General features: G+C 71.3%; 23 protein-coding genes. 15 read left to right on the top strand and 8 right to left on the bottom strand.

What is annotated here, in order from left to right; genetic code table 11:
- Positions 1-186: 186 nt before the first annotated feature.
- The 7 genes from ccrA (at position 187) to pssA (ending at position 7979) form a co-directional block, all read left to right on the top strand.
- Positions 187-1524 carry a crotonyl-CoA carboxylase/reductase gene (gene ccrA / locus ACIRSU_RS06595; RefSeq protein WP_403789603.1) on the top strand — a complete coding sequence of 446 codons (1338 nt, stop codon included), beginning with the start codon at positions 187-189 and terminating at the stop codon, positions 1522-1524.
- Positions 1525-1545: 21 nt separating this feature from the next.
- Positions 1546-3582, top strand: coding sequence for a protein meaA (locus ACIRSU_RS06590; RefSeq protein ID WP_403789602.1), 2037 nt, complete (start codon positions 1546-1548; stop codon positions 3580-3582).
- Positions 3579-4547, top strand: a complete 969-nt coding sequence (locus ACIRSU_RS06585; RefSeq protein ID WP_403789601.1) for an HpcH/HpaI aldolase/citrate lyase family protein — start codon at positions 3579-3581, stop codon at positions 4545-4547. Before ACIRSU_RS06590 ends, ACIRSU_RS06585 begins: the two co-directional genes overlap by 4 nt.
- 5 nt (positions 4548-4552) lie before the next feature.
- Positions 4553-5077 carry a MaoC family dehydratase gene (locus ACIRSU_RS06580; protein WP_403789600.1) on the top strand — a complete coding sequence of 175 codons (525 nt, stop codon included), beginning with the start codon at positions 4553-4555 and terminating at the stop codon, positions 5075-5077.
- Between the two features lie 2 nt (positions 5078-5079).
- Positions 5080-6285: an acyl-CoA dehydrogenase family protein gene (locus tag ACIRSU_RS06575; protein ID WP_403789599.1), complete on the top strand. Its 1206-nt coding sequence runs from the start codon at positions 5080-5082 to the stop codon at positions 6283-6285.
- Between the two features lie 169 nt (positions 6286-6454).
- Positions 6455-7111: a phosphatidylserine decarboxylase gene (locus ACIRSU_RS06570; RefSeq protein WP_389207101.1), complete on the top strand. Its 657-nt coding sequence runs from the start codon at positions 6455-6457 to the stop codon at positions 7109-7111.
- A complete protein-coding gene (gene pssA, locus ACIRSU_RS06565) occupies positions 7104-7979 on the top strand; it encodes a CDP-diacylglycerol--serine O-phosphatidyltransferase (RefSeq protein WP_403790197.1) in 876 nt (291 codons plus the stop codon). Before ACIRSU_RS06570 ends, pssA begins: the two co-directional genes overlap by 8 nt.
- Positions 7980-8282: 303 nt before the next feature.
- On the opposite strand, the gene ACIRSU_RS06560 is transcribed toward pssA, so the two are convergent.
- On the bottom strand, positions 8283-9434 hold the full coding sequence (locus ACIRSU_RS06560) for a glycerate kinase (protein ID WP_403789598.1): 1152 nt from the start codon (positions 9432-9434) through the stop codon (positions 8283-8285).
- 112 nt (positions 9435-9546) lie between these two features.
- Between ACIRSU_RS06560 and ACIRSU_RS06555 the strand changes: the two genes are divergently transcribed.
- From ACIRSU_RS06555 to ACIRSU_RS06540, 4 genes are all read left to right on the top strand, one after another.
- Positions 9547-11277, top strand: a complete 1731-nt coding sequence (locus ACIRSU_RS06555) for a BCCT family transporter (protein WP_403789597.1) — start codon at positions 9547-9549, stop codon at positions 11275-11277.
- Positions 11278-11410: 133 nt separating this feature from the next.
- Positions 11411-12484: an ADP-ribosylglycohydrolase family protein gene (locus tag ACIRSU_RS06550; RefSeq protein ID WP_403789596.1), complete on the top strand. Its 1074-nt coding sequence runs from the start codon at positions 11411-11413 to the stop codon at positions 12482-12484.
- The gene (locus ACIRSU_RS06545) at positions 12481-12972 is read left to right on the top strand and encodes an NUDIX domain-containing protein (RefSeq protein ID WP_403789595.1); all 492 of its coding nucleotides are present in this window, start codon (positions 12481-12483) and stop codon (positions 12970-12972) included. Before ACIRSU_RS06550 ends, ACIRSU_RS06545 begins: the two co-directional genes overlap by 4 nt.
- 196 nt (positions 12973-13168) lie before the next feature.
- Positions 13169-13885 (top strand): SIR2 family NAD-dependent protein deacylase, encoded by a 717-nt coding sequence (locus tag ACIRSU_RS06540; RefSeq protein WP_403789594.1) that lies wholly within the window; start codon positions 13169-13171, stop codon positions 13883-13885.
- Positions 13886-13942: 57 nt separating this feature from the next.
- Here ACIRSU_RS06540 and ACIRSU_RS06535 read toward each other — a convergent pair whose 3' ends face one another.
- Together ACIRSU_RS06535 and ACIRSU_RS06530 are read right to left on the bottom strand one after the other, a co-directional pair.
- Entirely contained in the window at positions 13943-14440 is a 498-nt protein-coding gene (locus tag ACIRSU_RS06535) for a methylated-DNA--[protein]-cysteine S-methyltransferase (RefSeq protein ID WP_403789593.1), read from the bottom strand.
- 12 nt (positions 14441-14452) lie between these two features.
- Positions 14453-15928: an AlkA N-terminal domain-containing protein gene (locus ACIRSU_RS06530; protein ID WP_403789592.1), complete on the bottom strand. Its 1476-nt coding sequence runs from the start codon at positions 15926-15928 to the stop codon at positions 14453-14455.
- Between the two features lie 236 nt (positions 15929-16164).
- Here ACIRSU_RS06530 and ACIRSU_RS06525 point away from each other — a divergent pair, with 236 nt between their 5' ends.
- The 3 genes from ACIRSU_RS06525 (at position 16165) to ACIRSU_RS06515 (ending at position 18392) form a co-directional block, all read left to right on the top strand.
- On the top strand, positions 16165-16887 hold the full coding sequence (locus ACIRSU_RS06525; RefSeq protein WP_403789591.1) for a TetR/AcrR family transcriptional regulator: 723 nt from the start codon (positions 16165-16167) through the stop codon (positions 16885-16887).
- A gap of 103 nt (positions 16888-16990) precedes the next feature.
- The gene (locus ACIRSU_RS06520; RefSeq protein WP_403789590.1) at positions 16991-17308 is read left to right on the top strand and encodes a hypothetical protein; all 318 of its coding nucleotides are present in this window, start codon (positions 16991-16993) and stop codon (positions 17306-17308) included.
- Between the two features lie 10 nt (positions 17309-17318).
- Positions 17319-18392 (top strand): M14 family metallopeptidase, encoded by a 1074-nt coding sequence (locus ACIRSU_RS06515; protein ID WP_403789589.1) that lies wholly within the window; start codon positions 17319-17321, stop codon positions 18390-18392.
- Positions 18393-18466: 74 nt separating this feature from the next.
- Here the strand turns inward: ACIRSU_RS06515 and ACIRSU_RS06510 are convergent, their stop codons facing one another.
- From ACIRSU_RS06510 to ACIRSU_RS06490, 5 genes are all read right to left on the bottom strand, one after another.
- Positions 18467-19858: a hypothetical protein gene (locus ACIRSU_RS06510; protein ID WP_403789588.1), complete on the bottom strand. Its 1392-nt coding sequence runs from the start codon at positions 19856-19858 to the stop codon at positions 18467-18469.
- 6 nt (positions 19859-19864) lie between these two features.
- Entirely contained in the window at positions 19865-20623 is a 759-nt protein-coding gene (locus ACIRSU_RS06505; RefSeq protein WP_403789587.1) for a hypothetical protein, read from the bottom strand.
- Between the two features lie 36 nt (positions 20624-20659).
- Positions 20660-20938, bottom strand: a complete 279-nt coding sequence (locus ACIRSU_RS06500; RefSeq protein WP_403789586.1) for an ABC transporter permease — start codon at positions 20936-20938, stop codon at positions 20660-20662.
- Between the two features lie 147 nt (positions 20939-21085).
- Positions 21086-21607: an O-acetyl-ADP-ribose deacetylase gene (locus ACIRSU_RS06495; RefSeq protein ID WP_403789585.1), complete on the bottom strand. Its 522-nt coding sequence runs from the start codon at positions 21605-21607 to the stop codon at positions 21086-21088.
- A 41-nt stretch (positions 21608-21648) separates the two neighbouring features.
- Positions 21649-23070, bottom strand: a complete 1422-nt coding sequence (locus tag ACIRSU_RS06490) for a phytoene desaturase family protein (protein WP_403789584.1) — start codon at positions 23068-23070, stop codon at positions 21649-21651.
- Positions 23071-23231: 161 nt separating this feature from the next.
- On the opposite strand from ACIRSU_RS06490, the gene ACIRSU_RS06485 reads away from it, so the two are divergent.
- Complete coding sequence (locus ACIRSU_RS06485) at positions 23232-24287, top strand: biotin/lipoate A/B protein ligase family protein (RefSeq protein WP_403789583.1); 1056 nt, start codon at positions 23232-23234, stop codon at positions 24285-24287.
- The last annotated feature ends 12 nt before the right edge of the window (positions 24288-24299 follow it).

The raw sequence follows: 24299 nt of genomic DNA, 5'->3' as shown, positions 1-24299 counted from the left end.
TGCGCCGGCTGTCCCCACAAGCGATCCTGCTCGTGCGCCCGGACGCCTGCGTCACAGGCACCCTCGCGCCCCACCACGGCGCCGCCACCGCACCACCACGCCGAACCGACGGCACACCTCCACAGCAGCAACCCCGACGTAACCCCCAGCGCGTCCTCGCCGGACGCCGCACCGCCGGAGGCATCCGTGAAGGACATCCTGGACGCGATCCAGTCGCCCGACTCCACCTCGGCCGACTTCGCCAACATCAAGCTCCCCGAGTCGTACCGTGCCGTGACCGTCCACAAGGACGAGGCCGAGATGTTCGCCGGGGTCGCCAGCCGCGACAAGGACCCGCGCAAGTCGCTCCACCTGGACGACGTGGCACTCCCCGAGCTCGGCCCGGGCGAGGCCCTGGTCGCCGTCATGGCCAGCTCGGTCAACTACAACTCGGTCTGGACCTCGATCTTCGAGCCCGTCTCGACCTTCGGCTTCCTGGAGCGCTACGGCCGCCTCTCCGAGCTCACCAAGCGCCACGACCTGCCGTACCACGTCATCGGCTCCGACCTCGCGGGCGTCGTGCTGCGCACCGGCCCGGGCGTCAACTCCTGGAAGCCCGGCGACGAGGTCGTCGCGCACTGCCTGAGCGTCGAGCTGGAGTCCTCGGACGGCCACAACGACACGATGCTCGACCCCGAGCAGCGCATCTGGGGCTTCGAGACCAACTTCGGCGGCCTCGCCGAGATCGCGCTCGTCAAGTCCAACCAGCTGATGCCGAAGCCCGGCCACCTCAGCTGGGAGGAGGCCGCGGCCCCCGGCCTGGTCAACTCCACCGCGTACCGCCAGCTGGTCTCCCGCAACGGCGCCGGCATGAAGCAGGGCGACAACGTGCTCATCTGGGGCGCGAGCGGCGGCCTCGGCTCGTACGCCACCCAGTTCGCCCTGGCCGGCGGCGCCAACCCGATCTGTGTCGTCTCCTCCCCGGAGAAGGCCGACATCTGCCGCTCCATGGGCGCCGAGGCGGTCATCGACCGCAACGCCGAGGGCTACAGGTTCTGGAAGGACGAGAACACCCAGGACCCGCGCGAGTGGAAGCGCTTCGGCTCGAAGATCCGCGAGCTGACCGGCGGCGAGGACATCGACATCGTCTTCGAGCACCCGGGCCGTGAGACCTTCGGCGCCTCCGTGTACGTCACCCGCAAGGGCGGCACCATCACCACCTGCGCCTCGACCTCGGGGTACATGCACCAGTACGACAACCGCTACCTGTGGATGTCGCTGAAGCGGATCATCGGCTCGCACTTCGCCAACTACCGCGAGGCGTGGGAGGCCAACCGCCTGATCGCCAAGGGCAAGATCCACCCGACGCTCTCCAAGGTCTACTCCCTGGAGGAGACCGGCCAGGCCGCCTACGACGTGCACCGCAACCTGCACCAGGGCAAGGTCGGCGTGCTCGCCCTCGCGCCCGAGGAGGGTCTCGGCGTCCGCGACCACGAGCTGCGGGCCAAGCACATCGACGCCATCAACCGCTTCCGTAACATCTAACATCCGACCCCGGGACCACAGATGACAGAGCGTCAGAAGGACCGGCCGTGGCTCATGCGGACCTACGCCGGTCACTCCACCGCCGAGGCGTCGAACGAGCTCTACCGGCGGAACCTCGCCAAGGGCCAGACCGGCCTCTCGGTCGCGTTCGACCTGCCCACGCAGACCGGCTACGACCCCGACCACGTCCTCGCCCGCGGCGAGGTCGGCCGGGTCGGCGTTCCCGTCTCGCACCTCGGTGACATGCGGCGGCTGTTCCAGGACATCCCCCTGGAGCAGATGAACACCTCCATGACCATCAACGCCACCGCCATGTGGCTCCTTGCGCTCTACCAGGTGGTCGCCGAAGAGCAGGGTGCGGACGTCACCAAGCTCCAGGGCACCACCCAGAACGACATCGTGAAGGAGTACCTGTCGCGCGGGACGCACGTCTTCCCGCCCGGCCCGTCGCTGCGGCTGACGACGGACATGATCGCCTACACGGTGAACCACATCCCGAAGTGGAACCCGATCAACATCTGCAGCTACCACCTGCAGGAGGCGGGGGCCACACCGGTCCAGGAGATCGCGTACGCGATGTCCACCGCCATCGCCGTCCTCGACGCCGTCCGCGACTCGGGACAGGTCCCTCAGGAGCGGTTCGGCGAGGTCGTCGCCCGCATCTCCTTCTTCGTGAACGCGGGCGTCCGCTTCATCGAGGAGATGTGCAAGATGCGCGCCTTCGGCCGCATCTGGGACACCGTCACCCGCGAGCGGTACGGCATCGAGGACCCCAAGCAGCGCCGCTTCCGCTACGGCGTGCAGGTCAACTCGCTCGGCCTGACCGAGGCCCAGCCGGAGAACAACGTCCAGCGCATCGTCCTGGAGATGCTGGCCGTCACCCTCTCCAAGGACGCCCGCGCCCGCGCCGTACAGCTCCCGGCGTGGAACGAGGCGCTCGGCCTGCCGCGCCCCTGGGACCAGCAGTGGTCGCTGCGCATCCAGCAGGTGCTCGCCCACGAGTCCGACCTGCTGGAGTACGAGGACATCTTCGCCGGCTCGCACGTCATCGAGGCCAAGGTCGACGCCCTGGTCACCGAGTGCCTGGCCGAGATCGAGCGGATCCAGGAGATGGGCGGCGCGATGGCCGCCGTCGAGTCCGGCTACCTCAAGGCGCAGCTGGTCTCCTCGCACGCCGAGCGGCGGGCCCGGATCGAGTCCGGCGAGGACAAGATCGTCGGCGTCAACATCTTCGAGACGACCGAGCCGAACCCGCTCACCGCCGACCTGGACACCGCGATCCAGACGGTCGACCCGGCCGTCGAGGCCCGCGTCGTGTCCGCCCTGAAGACCTGGCGCGACACCCGCTACCAGCCGCCGTTCAACCACCCGCGGCCGTGCAAGGCCCTGGAGCGGCTGAAGGAGGCCGCGAAGGGCACCGGCAACCTGATGGAGGCCACCCTGGAGTGCGCCCGCGCGGGCGTCACGACCGGCGAGTGGGCCGGGGCGCTGCGCGAGGTCTTCGGCGAGTTCCGCGCCCCGACCGGTGTGTCGTCCGCGCCGGTGGCCGTGCCGGCCGAGGCGGGCTCCCCGCTCGCCGAGGTGCGCAGCAAGGTCGAGCGCACGGCGCAGGACCTGGGCGTCGGCAAGCTGCGCTTCCTGGTCGGCAAGCCGGGCCTGGACGGGCACTCCAACGGCGCCGAGCAGATCGCCGTACGGGCCCGTGACGCCGGCTTCGAGGTGGTCTACCAGGGCATCCGGCTGACGCCCGAGCAGATCGTGGACGCGGCCCTGGAGGAGGACGTGCACGCGGTCGGCCTGTCGATCCTGTCCGGCTCGCACGCCCAGCTCGTGCCGGACGTCCTGGACAGGCTGAAGGACGCCGGCGCCGCCGACATCCCGGTCGTCGTCGGCGGGATCATCCCGAACGCCGACGCCGAGGAGCTCCGGGCGGCCGGTGTGGCCGCCGTCTTCACGCCGAAGGACTTCGGTATCACCGGGATCATCGGACGTATCGTCGACGAGATCCGCAAAGCCAACCAGCTCAGCCCCCTTGAAAGCACGGAGGTCCCCGCATGACCAGCTCCCCTGTGAACCGGCTCCGCCCGCGCCGCTCCTGCCTCGCGGTCCCCGGCTCCAACCCGCGCTTCCTGGAGAAGGCCCAGGGTCTCGCGGCCGACCAGGTCTTCCTGGACCTGGAGGACGCGTGCGCGCCGCTGGCCAAGCCGGAGGCCCGGCACACCATCGTGAAGTTCCTGAACGAGGGCGACTGGACCGGCAAGACGCGGGTCGTGCGGGTCAACGACTGGACGACCCACTGGACGTACCGTGACGTCGTCACCGTCGTCGAGGGCGCCGGCCAGAACCTCGACTGCATCATGCTGCCGAAGGTGCAGAACGCCGAGCAGATCGTCGCGCTCGACCTGCTGCTCACCCAGATCGAGAAGACCATGGGCTTCGAGGTCGGCAAGATCGGCATCGAGGCGCAGATCGAGAACGCCCAGGGCCTCACCAACGTGAACGCGATCGCCCAGGCCTCGCAGCGCGTCGAGACGATCATCTTCGGCCCGGCCGACTTCATGGCCTCCATCAACATGAAGTCGCTGGTCGTCGGCGAGCAGCCGCCCGGCTACCCGGCGGACGCCTACCACCACATCCTGATGAGCATCCTGATGGCCGCCCGCGCCAACAACCTGCAGGCGATCGACGGCCCGTACCTCCAGATCCGCAACCAGGAGGGCTACAAGGCCGTCGCCCAGCGCGCCGCCGCCCTCGGCTTCGACGGCAAGTGGGTGCTGCACCCGGACCAGGTCGCCGCGGCCAACGAGATCTTCTCGCCCTCGCAGGAGGACTTCGACCACGCCGAGCTGATCCTCGACGCGTACGACTACTACACGTCCGAGGCCGGCGGGAAGAAGGGCTCCGCGATGCTCGGCGACGAGATGATCGACGAGGCCTCCCGCAAGATGGCGCTGGTCATCTCCGGCAAGGGCCGGGCCGCCGGCATGCAGCGCACCACCAAGTTCGAGATCCCGGAGGCCTGAGTTCCATGCAGTTCGGCCGCACCTACGAAGAGTTCGAGATCGGCGCCGTCTACAAGCACTGGCCCGGAAAGACGGTCACCGAGTACGACGACCATCTCTTCTGTCTGCTGACGATGAACCACCACCCGCTTCACATGGACGTGAATTACGCGGAGAACACGACGGACTTCAAGAAGAACGTCGTCGTCGGCAACTACATCTACTCGCTGCTGCTCGGCATGTCCGTGCCGGACGTCTCCGGAAAGGCCATCGCCAATCTGGAGATCGAGTCGCTGCGGCACGTGGCGCCGACCTTCCACGGCGACACCATCTACGGCGAGACCACGGTCCTCGACAAGACGCCGTCGAAGTCGAAGAGCGACCGCGGCATCGTCTACGTCGAGACCAAGGGCTACAAGCAGGACGGCACCCTGGTGTGCGTCTTCCGCCGCAAGGTGATGGTCCCGACCGCCGAGTACATCGACGCGCGCGGCGGCGAGCAGCCCGGCCGCCCGGAACTCAACGCACCTTCGGAAAGGGGGGCGAAGTAGTCATGGCGCGACTCGCCCAGACCCACGGTCTGACCGACGTCCAGCAGGAGATCCTCGCCACCGTCCGGGACTTCGTCGACAAGGAGATCATCCCGGTCGCAACGGAGCTCGAGCACCGTGACGAGTACCCGCAGCAGATCGTGGACGGGCTCAAGGAGCTCGGCGTCTTCGGTCTGATGATCCCCGAGGAGTACGGCGGTCTCGGTGAGTCGCTGCTCACCTACGCGCTGTGCGTGGAGGAGATCGCGCGCGGCTGGATGTCGGTGTCCGGCATCATCAACACGCACTTCATCGTGGCGTACATGCTGAAGCAGCACGGCACCCAGGAGCAGAAGGAGTACTTCCTTCCGCGGATGGCGGCCGGCGAGGTGCGCGGCGCGTTCTCCATGTCGGAGCCGGGTCTCGGCTCGGACGTGTCGGCGATCACGTCGAAGGCGGTGAAGGACGGCGACGAGTACGTCCTGAACGGCCAGAAGATGTGGCTGACGAACGGCGGCACGTCAACGCTGGTCGCGGTTCTCGTCCGAAGTGACGAAGGCCACCCGGAGGGCACCGCCCCGCACAAGTCGATGACGACCTTCCTCGTCGAGAAGGAGCCCGGTTTCGGAGAGGTCCGTCCGGGCCTCACCATTCCCGGCAAGATCGAGAAGATGGGTTACAAGGGCGTCGACACGACCGAGCTCATCATGGACGGACTGCGCATTCCGGCCAATCGCGTCCTGGGCGGGGTCACCGGCCGAGGGTTTTACCAAATGATGGACGGCGTCGAGGTCGGTCGCGTGAACGTGGCGGCCCGTGGTTGCGGTGTCGCGCAGCGTGCCTTCGAGCTGGGTGTCCAGTATGCCCAGCAGCGTCACACTTTCGGTAAGCAGATCGCCCAGCACCAGGCGATTCAGTTCAAGCTGGCCGAGATGGCTACCAAGGTCGAGGCCGCTCATGCCATGATGGTGAACGCAGCACGCAAAAAGGACTCCGGGGAACGAAACGACCTCGAAGCAGGGATGGCGAAGTACCTCGCCTCCGAATACTGCAAGGAGGTCGTCGAGGACGCCTTCCGCATTCACGGCGGTTACGGGTTCTCCAAGGAGTACGAGATCGAGCGCCTCTACCGCGAGGCGCCGATGCTGCTGATCGGCGAAGGTACCGCCGAGATCCAGAAAATGATCATCGGTCGTCGGCTGCTCGAGGAGTACCGATTCCAGGGTTGATTGTCGGATTTGGGTCGGTTTGGCCGCGAAGAAGATCACACCCCGTGTTCGTCTTCCGGCCGCCGACTCGGCTTCTGGCTTGCCCAGTTGCGGCTCGCAACCGATAGCATCGCCCGAAAGCCGCCGTCCCCCGTTGCCAGCGCGGCATCATCCGCTACGAAGGTCATCCATGCCCCACAGCCAAACCTCTGCACACCGCGACAGCCTCAAGGGCGTACGCATCGCACGCGGAGCATCGCCGTGGCTTCTGCCGACCGTCGCCACCGCGGCGCTCAGCCTCGCGCGCGCGGGCAAGTCGAAGCGCGCCCGGGCCGTCGCCGTGCCGGCCACCGCTCTCGCGGCCGGCATGCTGTGGTTCTTCCGCGACCCCGAGCGCGAGATCGCTCAGGGCCGGGTCATCTCGCCCGCCGACGGTGTGGTGCAGAGCATCATGCCGTGGAAGGACGGCCGTACCCGGGTCGCCATCTTCATGAGCCCGCTGAACGTCCACGTCAACCGCGCGCCCCTGGCGGGCACGGTGACGTCCGTGGAGCACGTCCCCGGCGGCTTCGTGCCGGCGTTCAACAAGGAGAGCGAGAACAACGAGCGCGTTGTCTGGCACTTCGACACCGAGCTCGGCGACATCGAGATGGTGCAGATCGCGGGCGCCGTGGCGCGGCGGATCGTGCCGTACATCCCGCAGGGGACGAAGGTCGAGCAGGGTGACCGGATCGGCCTGATCCGCTTCGGTTCGCGGGTCGACATCTACCTCCCGGAGGGTGTCGAGGTCGCCGTCGAGGTCGGTCAGGCCACGACCGCGGGGGTGACTCGCATTGACCGTGATTGATCCCGACACACGGGCGGCCGACTGGGCCGCCGAGACGGCGGCGGAGGCCGCCGACGAGGCCGAGGAGATGCCGCTGTCGTTGAGGCTGTCCATAGCGGACGCCCTCACGCTCGGTAACGCCACCTGTGGCTTCATGGCGGTGTACTTCACCACCACCGGCATCCTCATCCCGCACCTCACCGGCAGCGGCGAGACCGGCATGGCGCGCAACAGCGCCGCCACCGCCGTGATCCTGATGCTGGCCGCGGCGATCTTCGACCTGTTCGACGGCATCGTGGCGCGCAAGCTCCGCAGCTCGCCGATGGGCGCCGAGCTCGACAACCTGTCGGACCTGATCAGCTTCGGTCTGGCCCCGGCCTACTTCGTGCTCGTCTACGGCATGGTCGCGGACGACGCACAGCAGAAGGTCTCGGCCGTGGCCGCGATCGTGGTGCTGCTCGCGGTGGTGCTGCGGCTCGCGAGATTCTCGTGCGTGACGATGAAGGACGGCATGTTCCAGGGCATGCCGAGCCCCTTCGGCGCGCTGACGGTCGTCTCGATCATCCTGCTCGAGCTGCCGTTCATCCCGACCCTGCTCGCGATCATCGGCACGGCGTGGCTGATGGTGAGCCGTGTGGAGTACCCGAAGCCGCGGGGTGTGCTCGCCGCGGCCATGCTCAGCTGGATCGTCGGAGCGATGGCGATGCTGGCCGCGTGGGCGTTCGACGCCCCCGGCGGACAGTTCCTGCTCCAGGCCGGCTGCGCCCTCCAGGTGGTCCTGGGCGCCGTGATCCCCCTCTTCGCGACGGCCCGACGAGTGAACACCTTCCGCGACAACCGGCGCGAGAGCCGCGAGGCGCGCGAGGCGCAGGCGGCACAGCTGCGATAGGCGATACGAGAAGGGCCCCGGACGCGAAAGCGTCCGGGGCCCTTTCGTTTGCCGTGAGCAGCCCATCCCCCAGCCCCAGCGGAGCCGCAGCCGCCCGACGGACGGGAGCGGGGGCCGTGGAGGGGGCCCGTAAAGCGTGATTTGTGGCGCGGAAACAAGGACGCGCACTCCTCAAGCGACGTGATCCGCGCCGTAAATCATGCAGTCCCGAATGCGGTCACCGGAACGGCCCGCGCGCCCACCACCGGGCCGCCCTCGCGCCCCGCGCGCCGCGCCCCGGGGGGCACGCCGTGCCCCCGCCCGCTACACCAGGAAGTCGCGCGCCACGTTCGCCGCCACCTGCTCCAGGAGCGGCCCCGCGTTCGGGATCGACTTCGCCGGGTCGGGCTCCAGGTCGGTCAGCGGGTACGCCCGGCGGATGCCGGCGGCGCCCAGGGCCTCCGGCGCCAGCAGGAGCCGCCCGCAGACGGCGACGACCTCCTTGCCGGCCGCGCGGGCCGCCGCGGCGACGCCCGCAGGGGCCTTGCCGTGCAGGGTCTGCTCGTCGAGCGAGCCCTCGCCGGTGATGACGAGGGTGGCCCGCTCCAGGGCCGGGGCGAAGCCGAGTACCTCCAGCATCAGCTCGATGCCGGGCCGGAAGCTCGCGCCGACCAGCAGCGCGCCGTAGCCGATGCCGCCCGCGCCGCCCGCGCCGGGCGAGGCGGCCAGCTCGGCGGCCTTGGCGCCGATGGCCTGCTCCAGGACCTCCGCGTAGTGCGCGAGCGCGGCGTCGAGGGTCTCGACGTCCTCCGGGCTCGCGCCCTTCTGCGGCCCGTAGACGGCCGCGCAGCCCTTGGGGCCGGTCAGCGGGTTGTCCACGTCGCTGGCGAGGACGAGGTCGACGTCGGCCAGGCGCGGGTCGACGCCGGACAGGTCGGCGGTGGCCAGCTGCGCGAGGGCGCCGCCGCCCGGGCCGACGGGCTCGCCCGCGGCGTCGAGGAACACGGCGCCGAGCGCGGCGAGCATGCCCGCGCCGCCGTCGGTGGTGGCGCTGCCGCCCACGCCGAAGACGATCGTGGTGGCCCCGGCGTCGAGCGCCGCGCGCAGCAGCTCGCCGGAGCCGTACGTGGTGGCGGTGAGCGGGGCGAACACCCCGGCCGGCAGCAGCTGGAGGCCGGACGCCTCCGCCATCTCCACCACCGCCGTGGTCCCGCGCAGCGCGAACGCCGCCGTGACGGGCTCGCCGAGCGGCCCGCTCACGGTCACCTCACGCCGTTCGAACCCGGCCGCCACGGCCGCGGCCACGGTGCCGTCGCCGCCGTCCGCGACGGGCAGCGTCTCCACTCCGAGCTCCGGGACGACCCGTCGCAGACCTGCTGTGACCCGCTCCGCGACCTGTACGGCCGTGAGCGAGCCCTTGAACTTGTCGGCCGCGACGAGCACGCGTGCGACCTCAGTTACTGCTCCGTCCGTCACCTTGCATCCCTTGCTTTCGAACAGGCAGTCGCGCCGAGGCCGACCCTATCCGTACCGGAAGACGGCGTGCCACCCCCTGATAACGCGATATTCCGCACCATAGTGGGGCCATATGAGCACGGAACTGATCGATCAAATCCCTGGACGAAGTTCCCGCCCGGACGAAAACCGCCCGGACGGGAAAGTCATCGGGATCGGGATGGCGGCCGTCGTCGCCGTCGTGTGCTGGGCGGCGCTCGGAAAGGACTCCTTCGACACCGCGTCCTCCTCGGCGCTGCGCTGGGTCCTGGACAACTTCGCCTGGCTTTTCGTGACGGCCGCGGACGTCTTCCTGGCGCTGTGCGTGGTGATCGCGCTGAGCCGCTTCGGCCGGATCCGGCTCGGCGCCGACGACTCGGAGCCGGAGTTCACGAACCTCGCGTGGATCGCGATGATGTTCAGCGCGGGGATGGGCATCGGCCTGATGTTCTACGGAGTCGGGGAGCCGCTCCAGCACTATCTGAGCCCGCCCCCGGCGAGCGGCGTCGAGCCGCGGTCGGGCGCCGCGGCCCGCACCGCGCTCGAGTATTCGTTCTTCCACTGGACGCTGACCCCGTGGGCGATCTACGGCATCGCCGGCCTCGCGCTCGCCTACGCGGGCTTCCGCAAGGGCCGCGGCAACACGCTCAGCGCCGCCTTCGTCCCGCTGATGGGCGAGCGCCGGGCCCGCTCCTGGCCGGGGAAGGCGATCGATCTGCTGGCCGTCTTCGCGACCGTCTTCGGCACCGCGACCAGCCTGGGGCTGGGCGCGCTGCAGGTGGCGGAGGGCCTGAACATCACCATGGACGTCGAGAACTCCACGGCCACCCAGCTGATCATCATCGTGTCGCTGTCGGCGGCCTTCGTGCTCTCCGCCTTCTCCGGCCTGCACAAGGGCGTGAAGTGGCTGTCCACGCTGAACATCGTGCTCGCCGCCGCGATGATGGTCTTCGTCTTCCTGCTCGGGCCGACCGTCTACGTCCTCGACACGATCCCGGCGTCCCTCGGCGGCTATCTGTACCAGCTGCTGCCGATGGCGAGCCGCACCGGCGCCTTCACGGACCGGACCTGGCTCGGCGCCTGGACGATCTTCTACTGGGCGTGGTGGCTGTCCTGGGCACCCTTCGTGGGCACCTTCATCGCCCGGATCTCGCGCGGCCGGACCGTCCGCGAGTTCCTGGTCGGGGTGCTGCTCGTGCCCTCGGGCGCGACGGTGCTCTGGTTCTGCGTGATGGGCGGCACCGCGATCCGGCTCGACTCGACGGGCGCGGCGGACCTGGCGGGCGCGGTGAAGAACGGGGTGGAGGCCTCGCTGTTCGCGATGCTGGACGCGCTGCCGCTGGGCACGCTCACCTCGTACCTGGCGATGCTCCTGGTGATGACGTACTTCGTGACCAGCGCCGACTCGGCCTCGCTGGTGATGGGCTCGCTGACCAGCCGCGGTGCGCTGCACCCGCCGACCTGGCTGGTGGTCACCTGGGGCGTCCTGATGGCCGCGGTGGCCGCCGTGCTGCTCGTCGCGGGCGGTCTGAAGTCGCTGCAGACGGCGACGATCCTGGTGGCGCTGCCGTTCGTGCTCGTGATGCTGGGCCTGTGCTGGGCGCTGTGGAAGGAGCTCCGCACGGACCCGGGCGCGGGCCCGGCCCGGCAGCACGCGCTGCACGGGGTACGGGACGCGGTACGGGCGATGGTGGGCGAGGCGATCGCGGAACGGGAGCGGGGCGGGGAGCGGCCCGCGCGCGACGGCGACGCCCGACCGCCCGCCCAGCCGGCCGGCCGGACGACCACCGGGGCGCCGGACACCGACCGCGCCGACGAGGGCTGACCCGGACGTGCCCGCGGGCCCGACGGCGGTGCGTCGCACGCGGCCCGACGGCGGTGACCCGGACGGGCCCGGCGGCCGCACGGCGGCGGTGCGTCGGCGCGCGGCCCGGCGTCGCATTCGGTACACCGGAGGCATGGGCCTGCTCAAGCACAGCGAACTCGCCGACCGGATCCTCGGCGGCTGGACCGGGCGGATCGCCGGGAACATGCTCGGCAAGCCGGTGGAGAGCGGCGAGCACTGGACGCGGGAGCGGATCGACGCCTATCTGCGGCTGACCGGCGCGCTGCCGCTCACCGACTATCTGCCCGCGCCGCCGGCCGCCGGCGCGGACGGCTTCGAGCTGCGGCCGGAGTGGCCGCAGTGCGTGCGCGGCCGGATCCACGGCAGCTGCCGGGACGACGACATCGACTACACGATCCTGGGCCTGCACCTTCTGGAGACCCGCGGTTTCTCGTTCACCACCGAGCAGGTCGGCGAGCAGTGGCTGCTGCGGCTGCCGTACCTCCAGACGTTCACCGCCGAGCGGGTGGCCTACCGCAATCTGGCCAACGGGCTGAAGCCGCCGCTGACCGCCACCTTCGACAATCCGTACCAGGAGTGGATCGGCGCGCTGATCAGGGCGGACGTGTACGGCTGGACCTCGCCCGGCGATCCGCGCCGGGCCGCGTCGCTGGCCCGCCGGGACGCGGTGCTCTCGCACACCGGGAACGGGGTGTACGGGGCGATGTGGGCGGCCGCGCTCGTGGCCGCGGCCTTCACCGCGCCCGACGCGCGCACGGCGGTGGCGGCCGCCCTGGAGCGGATCCCGGCGAGCTGCCGGCTGGCCCGGACCGTGCGGCACACGATGGCGCTGCACGAGGCGGGCGTCGAGTGGTCGGAGGCGCTCGCCGAGCTGGCGAAGGAGACCGGCGCGCTGGGCTGGATCCACACGATCCCGAACGCGGCCGTGCTGACCGCCGGACTGCTGTACGGGGAGGGCGACTTCACCCGCACGATCGCGCTCACCGTGCGCGGCGGCCTGGACACCGACTCCAACGGGGCGACGGCCGGTTCGGTCGCAGGCGTGCTGTGCGGGGCGGCGGCGATCCCGGCGCAGTGGTCGGAGCCGCTGGCGGACCGGGTGCGCAGCGCGGTCGCCGGTTTCGACCGGGCGAGGATCAGCGAGCTGGCCGAGCGGACGGTGCGGCTGGCTACGCTGACGGGATGACGACCTCTGACTACGCCACGTACATCGCGAGCCTGCCCCGGGTCCTGGCCGGTGCCGCCGCCCTCTTCCGGGACCGGGCCGGCCGGGTCCTTGTCGTCGAGCCGAACTACCGGGAGGGCTGGGCGCTTCCGGGCGGCACGATCGAGTCCGACGCGGGCGAGACCCCGCGCCAGGCCGCCCGTCGCGAGACGGCCGAGGAGATCGGCCTGGACCTGGAGCTCGGCGCGCTGCTCGCGGTCGACTGGTCGCACGGCCCGGACCGCCCGCCGCTCGTGGCGTACCTCTTCGACGGCGGTGTCCTCACCGACGAGCAGTTCGCCGCGATCCGCCTCCAGGAGACGGAGCTGATCTCCTGGAAGCTGGTGGAGCCGGCGGAGCTGCCGCGCTACATCCTGGCGGGTCTGGGCCTGCGCGTGACGGCTGCCCTGGACGCCCTGGCGGCCGGCCGCGGCCCGGCGGAGCTGGAGAACGGCCGGCCGGTGCGGTGATCGGGCCCGTGCGGTGACCGGGCCCGCACGGTGACCGGGTCCGTACGGCGACCGGCCGGTGCGGTGACCGGGCCCGCACGCTGAGCAAGCCGCACACTGACCGGGCCGCGCAGTGCACGGGCCGCGTGAAGCAGTCGTGCCGGCCGCCGGGTAAATCGGCTCGCGGGAGGTCCGTGGGCCGACCTAGGCTCGCGGTATGACCATGGTCGCGATCCTCAGTGGTGCCGGTATCTCCACCGACTCGGGCATTCCCGACTACCGGGGGCCCAACGGCTTGTGGCGGAAGGACCCCGAGGCCGAGCGGCTCGTCACCTACGGGCCGTACATGGCCGACCCGGAGATCCGCCGCCGGTCGTGGCGGATGCGGCTGGACGGGCCGGTCCTCAGGGCGCGGCCGAACGCGGCGCACGAGGCGATCGCCGCGTACGAGAAGAGCGGGAACGCGCTGCGGGTCATCACGCAGAACGTGGACGGGCTGCATCAGCTGGCCGGAGTGCCGGAGCGGAAGGTGCTCGAACTGCACGGCTCCGCGCGGACGGTGGTGTGCACGACGTGCCACGCCCGCTCGCCGATGGAGGAGGCGCTGGACCGGGTGCGGGCCGGTGAGGCGGATCCGGCGTGCCTGGCGTGCGGCGGGATCCTGAAGTCGGCGACGGTGATGTTCGGGCAGCGGCTCGATCCGCGGGTGCTCGGCGAGGCGATGTCGATCGCGAAGGCCACGGAGGTCTTCATCGCGGTCGGTACGAGCCTCCAGGTGCAGCCCGCGGCCTCGCTCGCCGGGATCGCGGCGGAGCACGGGGCGCGGCTGATCATCGTGAACGCCGAGCCGACGCCGTACGACCCGGTCGCGGACGAGATCGTCCGTGAGCCGATCGGCACGGCGCTGCCCGCGCTCCTCGACAGTCTGCGCTAGGGGGTGTCTCGTCGACGAGCCCGGCATGATCGGCGAGACACCCCCTAGGTCCTGGAACTAGAAGAGGGCGTCGTCGCGGGCGCCCGCTTCGAAGGCGAGCAGGCGCTTCTTGCGGTCCAGGCCGCCGCCGTAGCCGGTGAGGCTGCCGCCGGCCCCGATCACCCGGTGGCAGGGGACGATGATGCTGACCGGGTTCTTGCCGTTGGCGAGGCCGACGGCGCGTGAGGCTGCGGGCTTGCCGAGGGCCTCGGCGAGTTCGCCGTACGTGCGGGTCTCCCCGTACGGGATGAGCCGGAGCTGTTCCCAGACGCGGAGCTGGAACGGGGTGCCGACGAGCTTCAACGGCAGGTCGAACTCGGTGAGTTCGCCCGCGAAGTAGGCGTCGAGCTGGCGCACCGCCTCGGTGAAGGGTCGCGGGTCGGGGGTGCCGAAGGTCTCCTCCGGCGGGCGGTGCCGCTGCTGGGTCATGTGCATGCGGCTGAGGACGCCGTCGACGGCGACCAGGGTCAGCAGGTCGTAGGGGCTGTCCACGACCGTGTGCTGCACGGTGGGCATGAGCGGAGGTCCTTACGCGGGGAGGTGGTTGATCGGGTGGGCGTCGGTGGCCCAGAGGTACTGGACGGCGTAGGCCCGCCAGGGCCGCCACCGGGCGGCCCGGGAGGTGAGCGCGGCTGGCCCGGCGGGCAGGCCGAGGCCCTGGGCGGCGCGGCGCACGCCGAGGTCGCCGGGGAGGAAGGCGTCGGGGTCGCCGAGCGCCCGCATGGCGATGACCTCGGTGGTCCAGGGGCCGAAGCCGGGCAGTGCGCGCAGCCGCTCGCGGGCCTCGTCCCAGTCGCTCTCGGGGCCGAGGGCGAGGCTGCCGTCGGCGAGCGCGGTGACGAGGTTGAGCAGGGTGGCGCGGCGGCTGCGCGGCAGGGCGAGGGTCTCCGGGTCCAGGCCGGCGAGCGCCGCGGGGGTCGGGAAGAGGTGGGTGAGGCCGCCTTCCGGGTCCTCGACGGGCACGCCGTGCGCGGCGACCAGCCGGGCCGCGTGGGTGCGTGCGGCGGCCGTGGACACCTGCTGGCCGAGCACCGCCCGTACGGCGAACTCGGCGGCGTCCACGGTCCGCGGCACCCGCCGCCCGGGGCCCGCGTCGACGAGCGGCGCGAGCAGCGGGTCGGCGCGCAGCTGTTCGTCGACGGCGACGGGGTCGGCGTCGAGGTCGAGCAGCCGGCGGCAGCGGTTGATGGCGAGCGTGAGGTCGCGCGGGTCTGTGAGGGAGAGCCGGCACAGGACGTGGTCGGCGCGCGGGGCGAGGGCGACGATGCCGTGCCCGTACGGGAGGCTCAGCGTCCTGCGGTAGGCGCCGTCGCGCCACTCCTCCACGCCGGGGACGGCGGTGGCGGCGAGGTGGCCGAAGAGGTTGGAGGGGTTGAGGGGCGCGCGGAACGGCAGCCGCAGGGTGATCGCCCCGGAGGGGGCCGCCGGTACGGAACCGGTGCGGGCGGCGCGGGCACGCAGCTCGCCGGGGGTGAGCGCGAAGACCTCGCGGACGGTGTCGTTGAAGGTGCGGATCGAGGCGAAGCCGGCGGCGAAGGCGATCTCGGCCATGGGCAGCGGGGTGGTCTCGATGAGCAGCCGCGCGGTCTGGGCCCGCTGGGCGCGGGCGAGGGCGAGCGGCCCGGCGCCGAGCTCGGCGAGCAGCTGGCGCTCGATCTGCCGGGTCGAGTAGCCGAGCCGGGTGGCGAGCCCGGGGACGCCCTCCCGGTCGACGATGCCGTCCCTGATGAGCCGCATGGCGCGGGCCACGGAGTCGGCGCGGGCGTCCCAGGCGGGTGAGCCGGGGCTGGTGTCGGGCCGGCAGCGCTTGCAGGCCCGGAACCCGGCCCGCTGGCAGGAGGCGGCGGTGGGGTGGAACTCCATGTTCTCGGGCTTGGGCGGCACCGCCGGGCAGCTGGGCCGGCAGTAGATCCGAGTGGAGCGGACGGCGGTGAAGAAGACGCCGTCGAAGCGGGCGTCCTTCGACTGGACGGCCCGGACGCAGCGCTCGGTGTCGGTGTGCATGGCTCCAGGATGGGTGATCCCGGAGGGGGACGGCTGGCGAGAAAACGACATCGACGTGCGGGCGGGAGCGGACGGCGCGGAAACGGACTCGGTGGCCGAGCCGGACACGGCGGCGTCTTCGACTTCGATGGCATTAAGTACAATATTGGAGTAAGTGTACTGTGTATCCCAGTATCCACAGGCCGGCCCCGGCACGCCCCGAGGGCGTCGCCGGGCGGGGCGATGGGAGTGCGGACATGACTGGACCGGACCCGGGCACCCCCGACAAGCGGCGGCGCCTCAGCCGCCCCCTCGTGCTCGCCGCTGCCGTGGCACTGGTCGACCGGGAGGGCCTCGGGGCGCTGACCATGCGGCGTCTCGCCGCCGACCTGGGCGTGGAGCCCATGGCCCTCTACCGGTACACGGCCGGCAAGGAGGCGCTCCTCGACGGCCTGGTCGAGGCCTTCTTCACCGAGGTCAACGACCGATTGCGCACCTCGGCCGAGGCCGCCGTGCCCTCCTGGCGCGCGGAGCTGCGCCGGATCGCCCGCGCCTTCTCGGCGGTGGTGCACGCCCACCCCGAGCTCCTGCCCGTGGTGGCCACCCGCCCGCTCAACGTGCCGGTGGCCCGCCGCCCGGCACCGACGCTCCAGCTCACCGAGCACATCCTCGCCGTCCTCGGCCGGGCCGGCTTCGACGACGCCACCGCGCTGATGATCTACCGCACGTTCGTGGCCTGGAACCTCGGCTGCCTCCTCGTGGACAAGCGCCAGGTGGTCGACAACCCCGACGAGCCGGACGTCATGCTGCGCCTCGGCCTGCACCGACTGCCCGCCGCCGAGTACCCGCGACTGCGCGCGCTCGTCCCCAAATTGGCCGAGTACGACGACGAGCGCGAGCTGATCGAAGGCCTGGACAGCCTGCTCAGCGGCATGCCCGAGGCGCCCCTTGACGCGTTCTACGGCGAAGGCGCACGCTGAGGATACGACGTACACATCGCCCATAAATGTACGTATCCCTACCCTCGAAGCCGACATCAGCCGACGTCAGCGGCGTCGGTCGACGGCACCCAGGGAGGCCGTCATGTCCCACCACGAGCACTCGATCCTGCGCGTCCGGGTCACCGCCCGGGACGCCGACACCCTCCGCGCGCTGCTGCGCGACACCCGTCCCGACGTCGGCGGCCGCGTCCGCCGGCACGAGGACGGCAGCTGCACCATCGACGCCTACGTGCCCGCCGACCAGGCCGGCGTGTTCGAACGCGACGGCGTCACGGCCAGCGTCGTCGAGGACGCCACCGCCACCGGACGCGCCCGCCAGGCCGAGGTGGGCGAGGGGGACAGGTTCGCCGCCGCGGACGCGGTCCCGCAAGGACTGGCCCTCAAGGTGAACGACGCCTAGGAGCGACGCCATGACGTACCTGAACATCACCGAGGTCGATTCCGGCGTCACCAGTCTGGCCGCCGCCTTCCCGAACACCTCCGACCTCGTCGAACTGCCCGAGCCCAGCGTCGAGGGCCGGACCTGCCGCGCCCTGCGGATCGGCGTCCACACCCTGGTGCCGAAGCCCGCCGCCGTACTGATCGGTGGCGCACACGCCCGTGAATGGGGCAGCTGCGAGATCCTCGTCAACCTCGCGGCCGACCTGCTGCACGCCCACGCCGGCGGCGCCGGCCTGGCGTACGGCGGCACGCACTTCACCGCCGGCCAGGTGCGCAGCATCCTGGAGGGACTCGACCTCGTGGTCTTCCCGCTGGTCAACCCGGACGGCCGGCACTACAGCCAGACCGTCGTCGAAAACTGGCGGCGCAACCGCAACCCGGCCCAGTCCGGCGGCAACCCGGCCGCGGTCGGCGTCGACATCAACCGCAACTTCGACTTCCTCTTCGACTTCCGGACCGCCTTCCATCCCCTCGCCCCGGTCCATGTCTCCGACGACCCGGCCGACCCCAACCAGACGTACCAGGGGCCCGCTCCCTTCTCGGAGCCCGAGACCCGCAACGTCCGCTGGCTCCTGGACCAGTTCGTGCGGACCCGATGGCTCGTCGACGTGCACAGCTACACGCAGAAGATGCTCTATCCGTGGGGCGACGACAACAGCCAGTCCAACGACCCGACCAGGAACTTCCAGAACCCCGCCTTCGACGGCAAGCGCGGACTCAAGGACGACCAGCTCTACGCGGAGTTCATCCCGAAGACCGACCACGACGACTCCGCCGTGCTCGCCGAGCAGTTCTGCAAGGCGCTCAAGGGCGTACGCGGTGTCGAGTACACCCCCGAGCCCTCCTTCGACCTCTACCCGACGTGCGGAACCAGCGACGACTACACCTTCGCGCGCCACATCGTGAACCCGGACGGGGGCAAGGTCCTCGCCTTCACCGTCGAGTGGGGCATGGACTTCCACCCGCCGTGGCCCGAGATGAAGAAGATCGTCCTCGACGTCGACGCCGGGCTGGTGCAGTTCTGCCTGACCGCCCTCCCGTAGCCCGTTCACACCGCGCGACCGGGGCACCCCGCCGAGCGGGGTGCCCCGACCGGTCCGGTACGGACGGTACGGACCTACGCCGCCCGGTGGTAGAAGAACGGATCGATGGACGGGCGGACCCGGGTCACGTTGTCGATGTCGAGCAGCTGGTGGCTGACGAAGTCGGCGTTCCGCTGGTACGTGACGCCCTCCGGGAAGTTGGCGTGGTCGGGCGTGTTGTTGCCCGCGAACACCCCGTAGAAGTCCCGGCCGACCGCGAGGAGCCGGATGTAGTCGCCCAGGAAGGGCAGGAGACGCGCCGCGGGCACGTCGGCGGGCGCCTGGTGCAGTACGTGGCGCTCCGGATCGGTCTTCCAGTCGTCGTCCGTCAGCTCCAGCACCGTCGTCCACTGCCCCTGCTTGAACTGCTGGTAGGCCAGTCCGAGCAAGGAGTCCGCGTTCACCGCCAGCGCCGGGTTCTTGGCGTTGGTGACGGTGCGGTCGTCTTCCGACCAGGTCTGCCCGAAGTCGGTCGAGTGGCGTACGTGCAGGATGCAGCCGACGCCCGGGGAGGCGCCGACGCGGTCGCACCAGGCCACCCGTACGCTGCCCGGTGCGGTCGGGTCCACCGCGATCGCGAGGTCGCCGCCCAGCCGTTCCTGGCCCATCTCCGCGTTGAACGTCTCGACCCGGTCGACCGCCACTCGCTGGCCGATCTCCGAGTCGTCCGCGTCCTTCAGATCCTGGAAGGCGTCGGGCCCGAGGCCGCCGCTGTCGTCGCGGGTGACCACGACGTCGTAGGTGACGTCCAGCACGTCGTCCCCGGTGACGCGCGTCCAGCTCTCGAAAGCCGCGTACACCGTCCCTTCGGGGTGCAGAGCGATCCGTACCGGCGGCGCGTCCTGGCCCTCCGGGGTACGCCGCTCGATGAGGCTGCGCGTGAACCCGGCGGGCGGCGGTGCCGTGCGGGCGTCGCCGGAGACGTCCACGGCGGCGGACCGTGGTCTCTGCCCGATGTCGTTGTTGGAGATGTAGACGCGGTCGCGGGTGGTGCCGTTCTGGTGGACGCTCCCCGCCACGACCCACGGCTGGTCCGGCCGGTCCCGGGTGACGAGCGTTTCCATGGGCGCCGTCGAGGAGATGCCCGGGGATCGCAGGAGCTGCATGCGGGTCTTGCCGCCCGGCGCGCCGTGGGAGTTGAGGATTCCCGCGTACAGCACGCCTCCCGTGGTCGCGAACCCGACGGAGATGTCGGAGGTGCCGTGCGGGCCGCCGCCGGGGACGATGCTCCGCAGCGTCCACGTGTTCCCGCCGTCGGTGGAGACGTAGATCGGGGCGAGGGGGCCTCCCATCGGGTCGGGGGTGAACGCGGTCGCGACCATCTCGTCGGGGTGTTCGGGGTTGACCGCGAGGTCCGGCTCGGAGTCCTGGCTGCGGTCGCCGCTCAGCGCGGCGGGAGTGATGTTGACGACCTTGATCGTGGGCATGTCCACTCACCTCCGTGCCGCTTGCAGTGCTTCGAGCTTCTGCACGGGCTGGTAGTCGTCGGGGTGGAGGAGCTGGAACGGGGCCCACTGCGCCAGGCTGCCCTCGGTCGCGTGCAGGAACCACATCCCCTGTTGCGAGGGCTGCGGCTTGGGTGCCCGGTACCAATGGGAGTCCCGGCTGTTGGGGTAGAGGACGGTGATCCGCCCCGGGGCGACCTGGCCCTGTTCGACGTGGGCCACGTCGATCTGCGCGAGCCACCAGTTGGGGGCGTGCTCCGAGAAGTCCCGGCCGCCCTCCGGCCCGCCGGCCGCCCGCTCCAGGCCGACGACGACGCCGGTCACGACCGCGTCCGCCGCGTCGGCGTGCGCGACCATGTCCTCGTCCTCGATGTCGCGCTCCAGCGTGGAGAACGGCATCGCGTCGGCGGTCCTGGCCGCGCGTGAGATGGCCGGCTGGACCACGTCCGGGGCAAGCCGTCCGACCTCCTGAACGGCGAGGCCCTGGCCGTAGACCGTTCCGCTGGTGAAGAACGCCGCCGCGTCGCCGACGGCGGGCGGCGCGAGATCCTGCGACAGCTGGACCGTGACTTCGCTGCCCGCGAGGTTCTTGAAGGCGTCGGGTGCGTGCAGCACCGCGCTCACCTGAACCACGGCGGTCCGGTCGTCGACCGGTACGTCCGTCACCCGTGCGTCACCGAGCCTGGTGACCGTACCGACGAAACTGAGCGGGGCCTTTCTCACGAGGTCCCTCACGTCCTCAGGCATGGCGATCGATCCTCCTCTCGCCTCGGCCTTGGGCCGCTACCGCGAGGCGTGCGCCCCAGCGGAACGGGTTCGGCGCCATTCCATCCGCGCGCCGAGCGCGCACAGGACGGCGACCAGAGCCGTGACGGCCACGATGAGCCACTCGAGTGCTCCGCTTCCGGCGTCCGGCTCGACGCCGAAGAGGACCTCGATCCAGTCGCGCCAGACGAGCGTGACCAGGAAGAGCAGCGCGGAAATGCTGCCCAGGACGACCTCCGCCCAGAACCGGGGGCGGAGCGTGCCGGGGTCATGGTGATGAAGGGTGTGGAAGGCCATCGCGAGGCCTCCCCTCTGTTACGCGCCCGCCCGGAGGAGGGCGGCTTTAGGCGTACATGTACGAGGCTCGCGTACTACGTATACCAGTCTGGGCGCGGGTGAGGGCCCTGGTCAAGAGGCGCCTGGAGGGGGCGGCCTTCCCGCGGATCAGGCCAGGGCCGTCTGGAAGGCCGCGTAGGCCGCGGCATCGAAAAGGACGAAGCGGACCTCCTCGACGGCCGTCCGCGTGGCGCGCACCGTTTCCACGGCGATGCGGGCCCCGTCGGCGATCGGCCATCCGTAGATCCCCGTCGAGATCGCCGGGAAGGCCACGGACCGCGCACCCAGTTCGTCCGCGACACGAAGCGACTCTCGGTAGCACGAGGTCAGGAGCGCCGAGCGGTCCTCCTCGCGGCTGTGCACCGGGCCGACGGTGTGGACCACCCAGCGGGCGGCGAGCTCGCCGGCGGTGGTGGCGACGGCCTGTCCGGTCGGCAGGCCGCGCCCGTAGTGGCCGGCGCGGAGCTTGCGGCAGTCCTCCAGGATCGCCGGCCCGCCGCGCCGGTGGATGGCGCCGTCCACTCCGCCGCCGCCGAGGAGGGAGGAGTTGGCGGCGTTCACGATGACGTCCGTGTCCTGGTCGGTGATGTCGCCGCGGACGAGGACGATGGCGGGCTGCGTGGTGCTCATGCCTCCATCCTCGCGCCCCCGGGCACGGCACCGCACGGGGTTTACGCCCCGGGCGTGCGCAGCCGCCGCCAGACGGCCTTGGCCGCGTTGTGCCCGGACATGCCGTGCACGCCGGGGCCGGGCGGGGTGGCGGAGGAGCAGAGGAAGACCGCCGGGTGCGGGGTGCTGTAGGGGAAGAGGGAGAGCCGGGGGCGCAGCAGCAGTTGGAGGCCGCGGGCGGCGCCGCAGGCGATGTCGCCGCCGATGTAGTTGGCGTTGCGCTCGGCGAGTTCGGGCGGGCCGGCGGTGGCGCGGGCGAGGATCAGGTCGCGGAAGCCGGGCGCGAAGCGCTCGATCTGCCGCTCGATGGCGTCGGTGAGGTCGCCGCGCCAGCCGTTGGGGACGTGGCCGTAGGCCCAGAAGACGTGCTTGCCTTCGGGGGCGCGGCCGGGGTCGACGAGGCTGGGCTGGGCGGTGATGAGGAACGGGGTGTGCGGGGCCGTCCCGGAGGACGCCTGGTTGAGGGCGGTGTCGATGTCGCCCATGGTGGGGCCGATCTGCACGGTGCCGGCGCGGCGGGCGGCCTCGGCGGTCCACGGCACGGGCCCGGAGAGCGCGTAGTCGATCTTGAACGCGCTGGCGCCGTAGCGGTAGCCGTCGTAGAAGGAGCCGAGCCCGGCGATCCGGGCGAGCGCGGTGGGCGAGGTGTCGAAGACGTACGCGCGGGCCGGCGGCAGGTCGTCGAGCCGCTTGACCTCGAAGTCGGTGTGCACGGCGCCGCCGAGGTCCTTCAGATACGCGGCGAGGGCGTCGGAGATCGACTGCGAGCCGCCGCGGGGCATCGGCCAGCCCAGCGCGTGCGCGGCGAGCGCGAAGACCAGGCCTACGGCACCGGTGGCGATGCCGTCGAGCGGGGCGATGACATGGCCGACGAGCCCGGCGAACAGGGCCCGCGCCTTCTCGTCGCGGAAACGTCTCAACAGCCAGGTGGCGGGCGGCAGTCCGGCGAGTCCGAAGCGGGCGAGGGTGACCGGGTCGCGGGGCAGCGCGGTGAGCGGCAGCTGCATGAAGTCGCGGACGAGGGTGTCCCAGCGGGGTACGAACGGGGTGACGAGCCGCCGGTAGGTGCCGGCGTCGCGCGGGCCGAAGGAGGCGGCGGTCTCAGCGACGGAGCGGGCGAGGACGGCCGCGGTGCCGTCGTCCCAGGGGTGGGCCATCGGCAGCGCGGGGTGCATCCATTCCAGGCCGTAGCGGTCCAGCGGCATCGAGTTGAAGACCGGCGAGCCGACGCCGAGCGGGTGCACGGCGGAGCAGGGGTCGTGCCGGAAGCCCGGGAGGGTCAGCTCCTCGGTGCGGGCGCCGCCGCCCACGGTGGGTTTCGCTTCGAAGACGGCCACGGAGAAGCCCCGGCGGGCGAGTTCGGCGGCGGCGGTCAGCCCGTTGGGTCCCGCCCCCACGACCACGGCATCGAGCATCGACGTCACCTGAGGACTCCTCATGTCGTCCGGCGATCACTGGTTTCCAGGATAGGCCGGGCTCCCGGCGCCCCCTCGTCCGCCCCGGGGGACCGGCCGGGCCGCGGAGTACGCTTTGGACGGCTTCACCCCTTACTGGGGACCCCTGACAGGCTGGGAGGGCGGATCCGGTGCACGGCGAGTACAAGGTCCCGGGCGGCAAGCTGGTCGTGGTCGACCTGGACGTGGAAGGCGGCGTGCTGCGCCGGGTGCGGGTAGCGGGCGACTTCTTCCTGGAGCCGGACGAGGCGATCCTGGCGATCGACGGGGCCCTGGAGGGCGCGCCCGCCGACACGGACGCGGCCGGTCTCGCGGCCCGGATCGACCAGGCGCTGCCACCGGGCACGGAGATGTTCGGCCTGACCACGGAGGGCATCGGGGTCGCGGTGCGCCGGGCGCTCGCGCACGCCACCGACTGGACCGACTACGACTGGCAGTTGATCCACGAGCCGCCGCAGTCCCCCGCCCTGCACATGGCGCTGGACGAGGTCCTGACCGCAGAGGTCGCGGCCGGCCGCCGCCCGCCGACCCTGCGGGTCTGGGAGTGGGGCTCCCCGGCCGTCGTCATCGGCAGCTTCCAGTCGCTGCGCAACGAGGTCGACCCGGAGGCCGCCGAGCGGCACGGCATCGAGGTGGTGCGCCGGATCAGCGGGGGCGGCGCGATGTTCATCGAGCCGGGCAACACCATCACGTACTCCCTGTCGGTCCCCGACGCCCTGGTCCAGGGCCTGTCCTTCACCGACAGCTACGCCTATCTCGACGACTGGGTGCTCGGCGCCCTCGGCGACATGGGCGTCAAGGCGTGGTACCAGCCGCTGAACGACATCGCCACGGACGCCGGCAAGATCGCCGGCGCGGCCCAGAAGCGCATGGTCGCGGGCGCGGGCGCGGTGCTGCACCACGTGACGATGGCGTACGAAATCGACGCCGACAAGATGACCGAGGTGCTGCGCATCGGCCGCGAGAAGCTCTCCGACAAGGGCACCAAGAGCGCCAAGAAGCGCGTCGACCCCCTCCGCCGCCAGACCGGCCTGCCGCGCGAAGCCGTCATCGACCGCATGATCGCCTCCTTCCGTGACCGCTACGGCCTGACGGAGGGCCGCGTCACGGAGGAGGAGCTGGCCCTGGCCAAGGAGCTGGCCGAGACGAAGTTCTCGTCGCCCGAGTGGACGGCCCGGGTGCCCTGACAGCGGCCTCGC

Origin of the sequence: Streptomyces sp. NPDC101160 (assembly GCF_044768205.1) — a bacterium.
Lineage (GTDB): Bacteria > Actinomycetota > Actinomycetes > Streptomycetales > Streptomycetaceae > Streptomyces.
The sequence above is the reverse complement of the archived record's forward strand: the minus strand, read 5'-3'. Positions and strand labels throughout refer to the sequence as shown.